At 38.3% G+C, this 14,228-nt stretch carries 11 protein-coding genes; 5 read left to right on the top strand and 6 right to left on the bottom strand.

The features are described from left to right. Positions 1-93: 93 nt before the first annotated feature. Positions 94-900, top strand: a complete 807-nt coding sequence (locus QL995_RS07940) for a glucosaminidase domain-containing protein (protein WP_290293924.1) — start codon at positions 94-96, stop codon at positions 898-900. Beyond that, positions 893-1,561 (top strand): DUF2987 domain-containing protein, encoded by a 669-nt coding sequence (locus QL995_RS07935; protein ID WP_165727732.1) that lies wholly within the window; start codon positions 893-895, stop codon positions 1,559-1,561. The genes QL995_RS07940 and QL995_RS07935 overlap by 8 nt, the downstream gene beginning before the upstream one ends. A gap of 72 nt (positions 1,562-1,633) precedes the next feature. On the opposite strand, the gene QL995_RS07930 is transcribed toward QL995_RS07935, so the two are convergent. The 3 genes from QL995_RS07930 to QL995_RS07920 form a co-directional block, all read right to left on the bottom strand. Beyond that, a complete protein-coding gene (locus QL995_RS07930; RefSeq protein WP_290293922.1) occupies positions 1,634-2,638 on the bottom strand; it encodes a LacI family DNA-binding transcriptional regulator in 1,005 nt (334 codons plus the stop codon). A 62-nt stretch (positions 2,639-2,700) separates the two neighbouring features. Continuing rightward, positions 2,701-4,023, bottom strand: a complete 1,323-nt coding sequence (locus tag QL995_RS07925; protein ID WP_024590902.1) for an MFS transporter — start codon at positions 4,021-4,023, stop codon at positions 2,701-2,703. 46 nt (positions 4,024-4,069) lie between these two features. Then, positions 4,070-5,398: a GH1 family beta-glucosidase gene (locus QL995_RS07920; RefSeq protein ID WP_007585304.1), complete on the bottom strand. Its 1,329-nt coding sequence runs from the start codon at positions 5,396-5,398 to the stop codon at positions 4,070-4,072. A gap of 258 nt (positions 5,399-5,656) precedes the next feature. On the opposite strand from QL995_RS07920, the gene QL995_RS07915 reads away from it, so the two are divergent. Both QL995_RS07915 and QL995_RS07910 read left to right on the top strand, forming a co-directional pair. Next, entirely contained in the window at positions 5,657-6,931 is a 1,275-nt protein-coding gene (locus QL995_RS07915; RefSeq protein ID WP_290293921.1) for a sugar MFS transporter, read from the top strand. Further along, a complete protein-coding gene (locus QL995_RS07910) occupies positions 6,931-9,483 on the top strand; it encodes a glycoside hydrolase family 3 N-terminal domain-containing protein (protein WP_290293920.1) in 2,553 nt (850 codons plus the stop codon). Before QL995_RS07915 ends, QL995_RS07910 begins: the two co-directional genes overlap by 1 nt. A 189-nt stretch (positions 9,484-9,672) precedes the next feature. On the opposite strand, the gene QL995_RS07905 is transcribed toward QL995_RS07910, so the two are convergent. Together QL995_RS07905 and QL995_RS07900 are read right to left on the bottom strand one after the other, a co-directional pair. Next, the gene (locus tag QL995_RS07905; RefSeq protein ID WP_290293918.1) at positions 9,673-10,626 is read right to left on the bottom strand and encodes a GGDEF domain-containing protein; all 954 of its coding nucleotides are present in this window, start codon (positions 10,624-10,626) and stop codon (positions 9,673-9,675) included. Between the two features lie 354 nt (positions 10,627-10,980). Then, complete coding sequence (locus tag QL995_RS07900; RefSeq protein ID WP_290293917.1) at positions 10,981-11,871, bottom strand: TIGR01777 family oxidoreductase; 891 nt, start codon at positions 11,869-11,871, stop codon at positions 10,981-10,983. Positions 11,872-12,041: 170 nt separating this feature from the next. Here QL995_RS07900 and QL995_RS07895 point away from each other — a divergent pair, with 170 nt between their 5' ends. Further along, on the top strand, positions 12,042-13,079 hold the full coding sequence (locus QL995_RS07895; RefSeq protein WP_007585280.1) for an AI-2E family transporter: 1,038 nt from the start codon (positions 12,042-12,044) through the stop codon (positions 13,077-13,079). Positions 13,080-13,148: 69 nt separating this feature from the next. Here QL995_RS07895 and QL995_RS07890 read toward each other — a convergent pair whose 3' ends face one another. Then, the gene (locus QL995_RS07890) at positions 13,149-14,228 is read right to left on the bottom strand and encodes an FAD-dependent oxidoreductase (RefSeq protein WP_290293916.1); all 1,080 of its coding nucleotides are present in this window, start codon (positions 14,226-14,228) and stop codon (positions 13,149-13,151) included.

The following is a 14,228-nucleotide window of genomic DNA, read 5'->3' as shown; positions in this document are numbered from 1 at the left end:
CAGTTATTCGCGTTTATAAAGTGGCTTAGGTATAATGCGCCTTCGTATGCTTGTGTATAAACCATGCATAACTAAGTTTAATAGAGAGAATAGATGTTAAAAACGATTTTTAAGCTTTTACTAACTGTATTTTTTGTTTGGGCGCTTGCATACCCGTTTATACAAAGTGACGATGTTGAACTAGATGAACAAACGTCAGAACAACCAAAAAAAGTGAAGAAAAAAGAAAAACCATTACATAATGTAAAACTGCCAAAGTTTTCAGAATTTAGTGATGTTAAAGAAAAAAAACATGCATTTTTTAGCTTTATTCGTCCGCACGTTGAAGCCGAAAATAAAAAAATATTACAGCAACGCGCTAAGCTTCAAATTGCACGATTAATGCTTGAGGATAACGAGCCACTGCAATCTAAGCAAAGCAAAGATATTATCAAAATTTTAGAGTCGTACGATTTACCAACAACGCTTGATACTTTAACGCTTAGTCTTGCATTGCGCCGTGTTGATATAATTCCTAAAGAATTAGCGCTTATGCAAGCTGCAAACGAATCTGCATGGGGCACTTCGCGTTTTGCACGTATTGGCCTTAACTTTTTTGGTCAGTGGTGTTACACAAAAGGTTGTGGCATGGTGCCAAAACGCCGTAATACCGGGGCTGCGCACGAAGTTGCTGCGTTTAAATCGGTAAGAGCTGCTATAAACTCTTACTTTAAAAACATAAATACGCATCCTGCTTATAAAGATTTGCGCACAATACGTGAAAACTTACGTCTTGAGCAAAAACCAATTTTAGCGACTGAACTTACACATGGTTTAATGTCTTACTCTGAGCGCGGTGAAGCGTATATAGAAGAGTTAAACACGATGATTAGCCAAAATAGAGCCTACTTTGATGAATAAATACATTTTTAATTGTACCAACGCTATTGTGTTAGTGCTGCTGAGCATCAGTGCATTTAATGTAAATGCGAGAGAATTTGTGATGTCGTATGACGGTTTTTACGACCGCTTAAAAGTTGTTAACAAAGGCGATTTTCAATATGCGCGAGTTAACTTTTACATTAGTGATATTGGTACTAATGAAACATGTGCGATTAAAAGCGGTACTATTTTAACCGAAAGAAACGAGTATCCACTTAACTTTACCGATAAAGCACAATTACTATTGCCGTTCGATAAGCAGCTTGATACCGATAAAGCGGTTATTGTAGTAGAGCCGCTCAATCCTGTGCACGATTGCCAATTAAAGTTACAAATAGAAGCAAACGAACTTGAAGGTTTAGCATTTTCAAAGCAGTCGTTATATACCATTAACGAAGAACTTGATGAACTATTAACTGATTTGTCGGGCTTTTTTGTAAGTAAATTAATGTGGTTTTTATTACCAGAGCAAAAGGGCGTAGCAGTTACATTTAAAAGCCCAATGCAATTTGATGATGAAAATATAACGTGTGAAAAGTCAGTGTGTTATTTTGCAGTTGAAGATAGCTGGGAAGATGATAGCGCAGTGCTTGGCGATATATCGAACGTTATTAAAGTAACGCCTTGGATTGTTAAGTAGCTCATATATAAAAAGCGGCATTTAGCCGCTTTTTTTGTACCAAAATCAGTACTCGTTTTTAGCCTTTAGTTTTTATTTAATAAGTGGTGCTGATGAATCGCGCTGCATTAAAGTAGGTTCAAAAAAGCGATTTATAACGAGGTTTTTATTTTGATATACGTCTTTAAGTACTAATTTAGCAGCCATTTCGCCCATTTTTCCGACCGGATTATCTATGGTCGTGAGTGTAGGGTAAAGGTAGTTTGCAAAAATAACGTTATCAAATCCAACAATTGATAAATCAATTGGTAAGTTATAACCGTGCTCTCGTGCATACTTCATGGCACCTGAGGCCATTTCGTCATTGGCGCATACTAGTGCGGTAAAGGTAAGTTTTTCATCAATAAAATGTTTTAAGCCTTTACTACCGCCAGTTTCGTTAAAGTCGCCAATATAATAAAGCGTAGGATCAAATTTAACACCAGCCTCTGTAAGCGCTTGTTTGTGACCTTCAAGTCTATTAAATGCATCGGCTTTAAACTGCGGGCCTGCAATATACGCTATTTGTGTATGGCCTTGATTTAATATCGATTTAGTAGCTAGGTAACCACCTAATTGATTATCTAGGCTGATACAGTTGTCTTTTAGTTGCTCTACGTAACGGCTCATTAAATAAACGGGTGTAGAGCCTTGGCTTAGTTTTATTAGGTAGTCGTCTGAGACGGCTTCTACGTGCAAAATAATGGCATCGCAGCGTCTGCTAATTAAAAACTCAATGCCTTCTTGTTCTTTGTCTTCTTCACTGTGTCCGGTGGTAATAATAACGTGTTTACCCGCAGCACGAAGCTCTGACTCAATACCTGCCATCATTTGGGCAAAGAAAGGACCATGTAACTCAGACACTAAAATACCGACACTGTTAGTACAGTTAGAGGCTAAAGATTGCGCTATTGAATTAGGCTTGTAGCCAAGCTGCGCCATAGCATCAAGCACTTTTTGTTTAGTTTTATCGCTTACACGGGTATTTTTGTTCATCACGCGAGAAACGGTGGCTAACGATACGCCCGCAAGCTCTGAGACTTGATAAATTGTTGCCATGTTATTTGTTCACTCGCTTATCCTTAACTACTTCGGCTAAATAATACCTTAGAGTATATATCTTAACTAGCTGTTAGTTTAGATTGAATATTTTCAACAACCTGATTAGTCAGTGTATATTTTTTCATTATGTAGGCAACAAATAATGAGCCAAAAGCAGGTAGTACAGTGAATGACAGTAAAATACCGTGTTGGGTATCAAGAGTTTGTACTGCATCGGCCTGATAACTGTAAAAAGATAATAACCAGCCTGCAATTGCGCCGCCTACAGCCACGCCCATTTTAATAAAAAATATAACGCCTGAATAAACCAAACCCGTAATGCGTACACCTGTTTTTTCATGCCCGTAATCTATGGTGTCGGCCATTTTTGCCCACAACAACGGGGTTGCCATATCTAAAAAGAATTTCCATAAAATAAAGGCAGTAAATGCGAGTACTAATTGATCTTTACTAATAAAGTAACTAAAACCACAAATAGCGGCGGCAATAACTTGTAAGCTTATATAGGCCTTTATTTTACAAAAGCGCTTTGCAAGTGGTTGAGCTAAAGCACAACCTACCATGCTGGCTGCAACACCTAGCGTCATAAATAAAGTGATTAAATCGTCTCGACCTAAATAGTATTTTACGTAGTAAACAGCAAGCGTAAGCCTCAATACTTGCCCGGTAAGTAAAAAGAATGCAGCTAAGCAAAGTGTTCGCCATTGATCGTTTTTAATTAATGCTTTAACACTTTGGGCAAAAGGAATGTTTTGCTCTTTAGGCTGTTGTATACGCTCTTTTGTGCCTAAAAAACAAAGTAAAAACAGTACAAAGCCTAAAATGCTCATTGCAGTCATTGTGTATTGATAGCCCTTTGCTGCATCGCCTTGGCCAAAATACTCAACCATTGGCATAGTACAACCCGCTACTATAACGCCGCCTAACATACCAAATACAAACCGGTAAGACTGAATAGTCACGCGCTCTTTTACATCAGCCGTAAGTACGCCGCCCAATGCACAATAAGGAATATTGATAGCGGTGTAGACAACCATAAGTAAAGTGTAGGTAGTAAAGGCATAAATTATTTTATCGGTGCCTTCTAAATCGGGCGTAGTGAACGCTAAAATACTAATAATGGCAAAAGGGAGGGCAAGCCAAAGTAAGTAGGGGCGAAAGTGCCCCCAGCGCGTATGTGTTTTATCAGCAAGGTTACCCATTAACGGGTCGGTTACGGCATCAAAAATACGCACTGCTAAAAACATAGTACCTACAACAGCAGGCGATAAACCCACTACGTCTGTGTAGTACAGCATTAAAAACATCATAACTGTTTGAAAAATAATATTACTGGCGGTGTCGCCTAAGCCATACGCTATTTTTTCTTTTACACTGACCATGATTGTTTATCCCGCTTTATACTTGTTTTTAGTTGTGGGTATACTCTTATCTTTTAGAGATGAGTTCTTTATAAGCTAAGCCACTATTTTTAATGGTGCGTTGCTGCGTCTTATAATCTACATACACAATACCAAAACGTTTTAAATAACCTTCTGCCCACTCAAAGTTATCCATTAAGCTCCAAGCAAAGTAGCCATCTATAACAACACCTTGTTCAATCGCATTATGAACCGCATTTAAGTGATCATTATAGTAATTTAAACGATCTAAGTCGTTAACTTCACCATTATTATATGTATCGGGCATGGCTGCGCCATTTTCTGTTATATAAATAGGCGGTAGGGTGTATGTTTTATTTAGCGATACGAGCAAGTCGGTGAACGATTGCGGATAAATTTCCCATCCCATATCAGTCAACGGACCCGTTGGTGCAATGGGTTCATAAATGTCAGTAGGATGCGCCTTATAAACTTGGCGGGTATAAAAGTTAATGCCTAAGTAATCAATTGGCTGAGAAATTAATTCCATATCACCAGGGTGTATGTCTGGTAAATGATCGCTTGGTAATTGGTTAATTATATCGGGGTACTTACCATCCATTATTGGTTTCATGTACCACTGATTTAAGTAGTCATCAGCGTATTTGGCACTGTCTATGTCTTGTTGATTATCGGTAAGTGGATATGCGGGTGTAAAGTTAAGCACAATGCCGTTTTGAGTATTAGGCGATGTTTTATTTAGCACGTTCATGGCCAGACCATGAGCGAGTAATAAGTGATGAGCTGCTTTTTTACCATACTGCTTGCCGACTAGGCCTGGGGCATGTATGCCAATTTCGTAACCCAAAAACGCGCTGCAAAAGGGTTCGTTTAATGTAGCGTACGAATACACTCGAGTTCCAAATGCGTTAGTAATTAGTTCTACGTATTGCTCAAATGCGTAAGCAGTTTTTCTGTTGAGCCAGCCGCCTTCATCTTCAAGGTGTTGCGGTAAATCCCAGTGGTACAAAGTAACAAAGGCTTTTATATTTTTTTGTTTTAGCTCATCTAAAATATCAGTATAAAACTTAACGCCTACAGGATTTAACTTTCCGTCTTGAGTCATCACGCGAGGCCATGAAATAGAAAGCCTGTAAGCATCAACACCTAGAGACTCTATTAAATCTATGTCTTGTTGCCAATTATTGTAATGATCGCAGGCAATATGACCATGTGAATTGTCAGCAATTTTACCTGCAGTACTACAAAAGGTATCCCAAATACACGGTAAGCGATGCTCATATCCGCCCTCTATCTGAAATGATGCTGTAGCTACACCATAAACAAAGTCTTTTGTTAATAGAGGTGAATTAAATGGTAATGATATTTTTGTCATTGGTTACAAACCTTTTTGAGAACTTAATTGCACGCTTAGCGCTTATTTTTACTGACTTTCAGCGGGTACAAAACATTATTAAAAATAAAAGTTGTTGAAATATGTAACATGTTCGTATTTAATTAGCCGTGAAAGCGCTTACATTTTTAGATTAATGTTAATTAATCTTCAGGTCAACTCTTAAATACTGCGCCTTAGCGGGGGTTGTATTAATTACTTACTGAAGGTCAATTTATAATAATAAATTGCGGAGAGCACATGGCTAGTTCAGCACCACTGACATCACACACACAGTCGCAAAACCACCAAGATAAAAACTATGGTTTTGCACTTACATCTTTAACTTCACTGTTTTTTATGTGGGGTTTTATTACCTGCTTAAATGATATTTTGATTCCGCATTTAAAAGCGGTTTTCGATTTAACGTATGTACAAGCAATGCTTGTGCAGTTTTGCTTTTTTGGCGCTTACTTTTTAATGTCACTCCCTAGTGGACACATTGTTAAAAAGCTTGGTTATAAAAAAGGAATCGTGGTTGGGCTTTTAATTGCGGCAGTAGGGTGTGTCTTATTTTACCCAGCAGCGTCTTTACATAGTTATCCTGTATTTTTATTCGCTTTATTTGTACTTGCCAGTGGCATAACGTTATTACAAGTATCTGCAAATCCTTATGTAAGTTTGTTGGGTTCTGCAAAAACAGCGTCGTCTCGTTTAACGCTTACTCAAGCTTTTAACGCGTTAGGCACTACGGTTGCGCCATCATTTGGTGCTCTGTTAATTCTGGACTCAGCGTCGGATGCCTTTTTAACACCGGCACAAAATGCAGAATCAGTACAACTTCCTTACCTCCTTTTAGCTGCAATGCTTATTTTACTAGCCGGTATTTTTGCATGGCTTAAATTGCCAGACATTATGAGCGAGCAAAAAGAAGCGGCTAAAAATTCAGAAACAATTGAAGGCAGTGCATGGCAATACCGTCACCTAACATTAGGTGCTGTGGGTATATTTATGTATGTTGGCGCAGAAGTGGCAATTGGTAGCTTTTTAGTAAGCTTTTTAGCACAAGAAAATATAGCAGGGCTAAAAGAGCATGTTGCAGCTCATTACATCACTTATTATTTTGGTGGTGCTATGGTTGGGCGTTTTATTGGTGCTGCTGTAATGCAAAAATTACCCGCTGGTAAAGTACTTGGCTTTAACGCGACCATGGCTATTATCTTAGTCGTTATTGCCATGAGCACGTCGGGTCAATTAGCAATGTGGTCAATACTATTGGTTGGTTTATTCAATTCTATTATGTTCCCCACTATTTTTAGTTTAGCGTTAAATGGACTTGGCAAACATACAGCTCAAGGCTCTGGTATTTTGTGTTTGGCGATTGTGGGTGGTGCAATAGTGCCACTTTTACAAGGTGCACTTGCTGATAGTGTGGGTGTTCAACTTTCGTATGTTTTACCTATTTTATGTTACATATTTATCGTGTTCTATGGTTTAAGCGGTAGCAAACCAGTTCAAGCGCAGGAGACTCTATAATGAAAACCCCTTTTACACTTAATAAAATAGCCTTAGCAACATTAATTGCATCAGTAGGTACTTTATCGGCTTGTTCAAACGACGCAGTAACATCGGTTGAAACTAATGAAACGTTATCTAAAACAGCGCAAATTTGGCCAAAACTTAATATTGCCGTTAAAAAAGATGCCGATATTGAAGCTAAAATAGTTAACTATTTAAAAGCCATGACACTTGAGCAAAAGGTTGCTCAAATGATTCAGCCAGAAATTCGTGATATTACCGTTGAAGATATGCGTAAATATGGCTTTGGTTCATATCTTAATGGCGGTGGCGCATTCCCTAATGGCGACAAACATGCAACACCAATGGACTGGGTAGCCTTAGCAGAGAGCTTTTATCAAGCTTCTGTCGATGACTCAGTTGATGGCAGTAGTATCCCAACTATGTGGGGCACCGATGCAGTACATGGCCATAATAACGTAATTGGCGCGACGCTTTTTCCACATAACATTGGTTTAGGCGCGGCGAATAACCCAGATTTAATAGAGAAAATAGCATCGATTACTGCAGTAGAGGTAATGGCTACGGGTATTGATTGGGTATTTGCACCCACAGTTGCCGTAGTGCGCGACGATCGCTGGGGCAGAACGTACGAAGGCTACTCTGAAGATCCAAAGATTGTTCACGATTACTCAGCAGCGATTGTAAATGGATTGCAAGGTAAAGCCGATGGCGACTTTTTAAGTGATAAGCGTGTTATTAGCACGGTTAAGCACTTTATTGGCGATGGCGGCACCGTTGATGGGGATGATCAGGGAAATAATATAGATAGCGAACAGTCGCTATTTGATATTCATGCCCAAGGTTATGTAGGTGGTTTGTCTGCGGGTAGCCAATCGGTTATGGCGTCTTTTAATAGCTGGAATGGCGTTAAAAATCACGGCAATAAATACTTACTTACAGATGTATTAAAAACACGTATGGGTTTTGATGGCTTTGTAGTGGGTGATTGGAATGGTCATGGGCAAATTAAAGGCTGTACTAACGAAAGCTGTGCACAAGCCGTTAATGCAGGCCTCGATATATTTATGGTGCCAACAGGTGCCTGGAAGCCACTTTATAACAATACAATTGCGCAAGTTAAGTCAGGCGAAATTAGTATGTCGCGTATTGATGATGCAGTGAGCAGAATATTACGCGTAAAACTTCGCGCTGGTTTATTTGATAAACCAAGTCCGGCTAAGCGTCTTTACTCGGGTAAAACAGAACTTATTGGCGCGCAAGAGCATCGCGAAGTCGCACGTCAAGCTGTGCGCGAATCGCTTGTATTACTTAAAAATAAAAATAACCTATTACCTATCGAAGCTAATCAACGCGTACTTGTTGCAGGTGATGGTGCTGATAATATAGGTAAACAGTCGGGTGGTTGGAGTATTACGTGGCAGGGGACTAATAATAAAAATGCTGATTTCCCTGGAGCAACGTCAATTTACAAAGGGCTTGAAGAACAAATATCTGCAGCAGGTGGAAGTGTTACTTTAAGTGCTGATGGTACGTTTGATCAACGTCCTGATGTTGCCATTGTTGTATTTGGTGAAGAACCTTACGCAGAAGGGCACGGCGATAAAGATAACCTTGAGTTTGAGCGCGGAAATAAAAAGTCATTAGCACTTTTAAGCTCGCTAAAAGAGCAAGGTATCCCTGTTGTATCGGTGTTTATATCAGGTCGACCTATGTGGGTTAACAGCGAACTTAACGCATCTGACGCGTTTGTAGCTGCATGGTTGCCAGGTACAGAAGGCGCAGGTATTGCTGATGTTTTATTAAAAGCGGCAGACGGCACCATTCAAAATAACTTTAAAGGTAAATTATCGTTTTCTTGGCCTAAATCAGCGGTACAAACTGCAGTTAATAAAGGCGATGAAAATTACGACCCATTACTCCCTTATGGTTTTGGTTTAACGTACGGCGATAAAAACGTATTAGCTGACGACCTTGATGAAGACTCTAAACTTGATAACTCAGGGCTTACGAGTATGGATATACTTGTTGGTGCACCTGTAGCACCATGGCGCTTATTGTTAAAATCGGGCAATGAGCTTTTAGATGTATCGAGTAGTACTCATGAATTTGGTGCAATTAAATACCGAACTGAGGACAAAATAGTACAAGAAGACGCTCGCCAATTTAGCTTTAGCGGTGCAGAAAAAGCCAGTGCTGAAATAGTAACAAGCTTTGCAGAAGATACCATTGCCTACGTTGAAGCCGATAGTGTGATTAGCTTTGATATTAAATTAAACGAAGCACTAACGAGCGATATAGCACTTGCTATGACTTGCTCGGGTGAATGTGGTGCAAGCATTGATTTAGCAAACGTAGTGGATAAAACCATTGAGAATAAATGGCAGTCAGTATCAATCGATTTAGGTTGTTTTGCTGATAAGGGTGTTAATTTTGCAAACCTAACAAGCCCATTTAGCTTACGCAGCAATGGTAAAGCATCAATTTCTGTGGCTAATATTCAGTTTGTGCCAAATAAAGCAGGCGAAGCTACACTTTCATGTAAGTAGTTTATTAACTCTATTGTGTGTATACCAAAGCCCTTCGAATGAAGGGCTTTTTTTATGTAGAGGTTTAATACTAACCTGCATAAATACTTGAGCTAATTGATATAACTAAAAAGGAACAAGTCACTATAAATACAAAGGGTTACCACGTTTTTATAGGAAGAACCTTTTTTATAATAGCTTGTAAAATAATTAACACTGCATTAAGAGGTTTTTTTCGTCAAAGCTAACTACTTTATCTCTGCCGGTTTCTTTAGCAAGATAAAGGCGTTTATCAGCCAACGACAGTAAGTCTTTTACACTCATTTTACCATTTACAGAGTGACTCACTCCCGCGCTCACAGATAGTTTTATATGCGCGTTTTGATAATAAAACGGATGCTTAGAAATATTTTCACGTAAGTGCTCTGCATATTCTTTAGCTGCTCGTAGGGAATAGTCTGGTAGTAATATTGCAAATTCTTCACCGCCTATTCTGGCGCAAATACCCTCATCAATAAATTGCTCTTTTATGTGCTGCGCAATCCATTTAATTGCTTGATCGCCCGTGTCGTGGCCGTACTTATCGTTTACATGCTTAAAAAAGTCGATATCTAAAATAATTATAGATACATTTATATCATTGTTATTAGGCTGTTTAAGGACTGCTTTGGCGTTGTTAAAAAAACCTCTGCGATTAAATAACTGTGTAAGAGAGTCGGTATTGGCAAGGTTCGATAGCGTGTATTCACTATTAGAAAATAACAAAAATGGCAGTATAAGAGCACTTAGAGTGGCTAATAGTAAATGACTAATAAGCACAATTTGTAAAGGCGTTGCTACATCTTGAATACTCGAGCTCAGTACCGGTATTGATAGAAATATAGCATTTAAAAACATAACACCGCTGTGCACTAAAAAGCAGGTAATTAACGCCTTTTTCTGGGCTTTAGCAACAAAGCTCATGCTTTTGATTAAATACGCTGTGTAAATAAATAATCCGGCAATTACTAAACTCGTTAGCATTTTTGCTGCACCGAAAGGATAAATTGCCAATAACAATAAACCAGAAAAACCAAATATGCAGTAAAGAGGCATTAAGCTGATATTTTGTACGTTTTTGTACTTATATAGTCCAATAATAATTAAAAGTGGGCTAGTTATCATTGAAACACTAGCTAAATAGTGGGTTATTAAAGGTAGATCTATGAATAAGCGCAAACATGCTAGTATTTCGGCTAATGCGAATGTGGCACAGGCTAAACCAAATAATAAAAAAGATGTTTGTTTTTTATATTTATAAATTGAGAGAAAAAATAAGCTTATGAATAAGTTAAGGATAAAAGAGAAGAAGATCACAGTAGGCAAATGAAACATGATTTATTCTCTTTATTATAAAATGATGAAATATATATTTAACTAACTGTTGTAATTATTATGTATTAATAAGAAAAGGTCAATTCAGTTAAAAGGATTGCTTTTTCAATTTTTATATTTTACCTCAAGAATTATTAACGCCCGCTAAACCAAACTCTCTAAAGCTGATTTAATATCAGGATGATGAAAACGATAATTATGAACGAGCGCCTTTTTAGGGACTACAAATTGTCCCGTTGTTAGTAAGTCTGACATTTCACCCATTAATAGTTTAAGTACTGCAGTGGGCATAGTGATAAATGCAGGTCGCGATAACGCCTCGCCTAAGCTTTTACCAAATTGAGCATTGCTTACAGGATTTGGCGCAGTTGCGTTAACAGGGCCAGATATTTCTGGATGCTTAATAATAAAGAGTATTAGCTGAATCATATCGTCGATGTGTATCCACGACATTCCTTGCTCGCCATTACCAATTGGGCCGCCTAAACACAATTTAAAAGCGGGTAGCATTTTACTTAATGCTCCACCTTTTTTAGCTAAAACAATACCCGTGCGCAAAAGGCACACTCTGCTATGCTCTGATTGCGCGAGTAGCGCTGCGTTTTCCCAGTCTTTACAAAGCTGGTGGCTAAATTCGTCGTGTGGGTTTTCAAAAGTTTCATCAATAGGGTTACTATTTTGTCGACCATAAAACCCAACGGCGCTTCCAGATATAAAAGTATGCGGGGCAGTGCTACAAGCTTTAATAGCTTCGCTAATTTGTTGTGTAACACCAATACGGCTGTCGCGTATTATTTGCTTTTGTTTGTCGCTCCAGCGCCTATTTACAATAGGCTCGCCAGCTAGATTAATAACAATATCAACAGTGTTAAAATCAACTGCATTAACATTGCTTACGGCTTTAACTTTATGGCCCAATAATACGTTTGCTTTAGTCGGATTTCGGCTAAGCACAGTAACAGTATTATGATGAAGTAAAAAAGGGCATAAGTGCTTACCAATTAATCCCGTCGCGCCAGTAACAAATATATGCATTATTAATCCTTACAATAAAATAGTAGCAAGTGATTAAAAAACATACTCGCTAGCAAACAGCTTTGCAAATTTATACGTAAAACAGGCTTTTATGATCACTTCGTAATTATTTCATTTAATTACCTTTTGCCTTACACTAAAGCCATATAATTAATAAAAGGATTAATAAATTGGCAAGTTTAACTGGAGTAAATAAAAGCTTAATAGTTTTTGCTTCCTTAGTGGTCGTACTCGCGGGGATAAAAGCGGCAAGTGTAATTATTATTCCGTTTATTTTGGCGGCGTTTATTGCCATTATTTGTAATCCGCTTATCAAGTTTTTTGCGCGCTACCGAATTCCTAAAGGCATTGCTGTTATGTTGGTAGTGCTTATTATAGTTGGCTTAGGTGTAAGCCTTGGCGGGCTTGTAGGGCAATCAATAAACGATTTTTCGCAGCAACTTCCTGAGTATAAAACACAACTCAAAGAAGAATTTGTATGGCTTGTAGATTTAGCATCTCAATACAACATACTGATTAATAAAGAACAGTTAATCAATATGTTCGACCCAGGTAAAATGGTTGATGTAGCCACTAATATGCTCACCGGTTTAGGTGGCGTAATGGCAAACATGTTTTTAATTATTTTAACCGTTGTTTTTATGTTGTTTGAAGGGCCAATGCTGAGCAAAAAAATACACATGGCACTTGAAGATCCCGATAGCAAAATGAAGCAAATTGACCGCTTTTTAGAGTCTATTAATTCATATCTGGCAATTAAAACACTAGTAAGTTTAGGTACGGGTATTATTGCTGCGTTTTACTTATGGATTTTAGACGTTGACTACTTTGTGCTGTGGGGGGTATTGGCATTTATGTTCAATTACATTCCTAATATTGGGTCAATTATTGCGGCTGTACCGGCTGTATTACTTGCGCTTATTACTCAAGGTCCGTTAATTGCGGGATTGGTTGCTGCAGGTTATTTAACAATAAATACGGTAATGGGCAATATTGTAGAGCCTAAGTTTTTGGGCAAAGGGCTGGGCCTTTCAACATTAGTGGTATTTTTATCATTAATATTTTGGGGTTGGTTATTAGGTACTGTGGGTATGCTTTTATCTGTGCCATTAACGATGATTGTGAAAATAGGCTTAGAAGCCAGTGCAGAAGGTAAGTGGGTTGCCACTCTACTAGGCAGTGGCGAAGACGTTGCTAAAAATAACTAACATCTATAACTATCAAGGGCTGTAAAATTAAAGCCCTTGATGGTTAAGTTATCAGTAAATACAGGGCTATTAATTAACAAACAATTTAATAGCGTCATCCACCGCGTTTATTGCGCCTTCTAAATATCCTGCTTCTTGTTTTGCAAACTCACTCGCTACAAAACGAATGTTCAAGTTATTTAATTGCTCATCTAAGCCTGAAAAATCAAATTCTGGGTGCTGCGAAGGTTGAGTTTGATCGTCTCTATTAGCTACAAACTTATCGTCTGCCCAGTCTTTAATAAAATACCCCGTTGCCTTTTCAGCATCTTTACCATAAAAATAGCTAAGCTGTTGGGCACAGGCTTGAATTAATTGCTCTTTAGTTACTTGGTTTCGTGATAAGTAGGGCACACCTATAAAGCCAAATAATGCGGCGTAATTGCCATCTTCAGCACTGGCATCGTGAATTTCGACCATTGGGCCTACGCGACTAAAGCATTGTCCTGATAAGTTTTTATCACGCCAAAATGCATGTTCAAAAGTAGCTATAAATTTGGCTTGTCCTGCCATCCATGTAGGTACACTACTAAGGCGGTTTATGAGCGTTGGAGTAGCCCATAGTTCAGGTGTTAAGTGTGTTGTAACCATACGAGCAGGAATAGCTGAAATTAGTTTTTCAGTAGTAAGGTGCTTTATATTACCTAAGTGATTAACCGTAATTTGCCAGTTATTATCACCTTTTTTAAGCTCAGTGACATTGTGTTCCAATAACACTGAATCAGGATTAAGTTGCTCGTATAAGGCAGTTATTAAGGTATTCATGCCGTGTTTGAGTCTAAATAGTTGCATATCTCCAGCACCTGCAATTTGTTGAGGCTGCTTGGCGTTAGGTGCTTGATATAACACATCACCTTTGTTGTATTGCTCAAATATACTTAAGTGGAGTGACTTTACTAAAGCTTGGATTTTTGGTTGGTGAGGAAATATCCACGTAGGACCCAAATCAAAACTAACATCGTTATTTATTGGTGATTGCGCAGCAAAAATTCGGCCGCCTAATTGCGATTTAGCTTCCAGTAATAAGTAAGGAATATTAAGTATTTGCAACTTGTATGCACTGTATAAGCCAGCAAGTCCGCCACCTATAATAATTACTGGTTTAGTCAT

This window comes from Pseudoalteromonas sp. APC 3358, from assembly GCF_030408075.1.
Lineage (GTDB): Bacteria > Pseudomonadota > Gammaproteobacteria > Enterobacterales > Alteromonadaceae > Pseudoalteromonas > Pseudoalteromonas arctica.
This window is presented reverse-complemented; position numbering and strand designations above follow the sequence as displayed.

What these genes read in the sequence shown, in the direction of transcription:
- QL995_RS07940 (WP_290293924.1), top strand. Translation starts at nt 94, where the DNA reads ATGTTAAAAACGATTTTTAAGCTTTTACTAACTGTATTTTTTGTTTGG.
- QL995_RS07935 (WP_165727732.1), top strand. Translation starts at nt 893, where the DNA reads ATGAATAAATACATTTTTAATTGTACCAACGCTATTGTGTTAGTGCTG.
- QL995_RS07930 (WP_290293922.1), bottom strand. Translation starts at nt 2,638, where the DNA reads ATGGCAACAATTTATCAAGTCTCAGAGCTTGCGGGCGTATCGTTAGCC.
- QL995_RS07925 (WP_024590902.1), bottom strand. Translation starts at nt 4,023, where the DNA reads ATGGTCAGTGTAAAAGAAAAAATAGCGTATGGCTTAGGCGACACCGCC.
- QL995_RS07920 (WP_007585304.1), bottom strand. Translation starts at nt 5,398, where the DNA reads ATGACAAAAATATCATTACCATTTAATTCACCTCTATTAACAAAAGAC.
- QL995_RS07915 (WP_290293921.1), top strand. Translation starts at nt 5,657, where the DNA reads ATGGCTAGTTCAGCACCACTGACATCACACACACAGTCGCAAAACCAC.
- QL995_RS07910 (WP_290293920.1), top strand. Translation starts at nt 6,931, where the DNA reads ATGAAAACCCCTTTTACACTTAATAAAATAGCCTTAGCAACATTAATT.
- QL995_RS07905 (WP_290293918.1), bottom strand. Translation starts at nt 10,626, where the DNA reads ATGATAACTAGCCCACTTTTAATTATTATTGGACTATATAAGTACAAA.
- QL995_RS07900 (WP_290293917.1), bottom strand. Translation starts at nt 11,871, where the DNA reads ATGCATATATTTGTTACTGGCGCGACGGGATTAATTGGTAAGCACTTA.
- QL995_RS07890 (WP_290293916.1), bottom strand. Translation starts at nt 14,228, where the DNA reads ATGACTAAACCAGTAATTATTATAGGTGGCGGACTTGCTGGCTTATAC.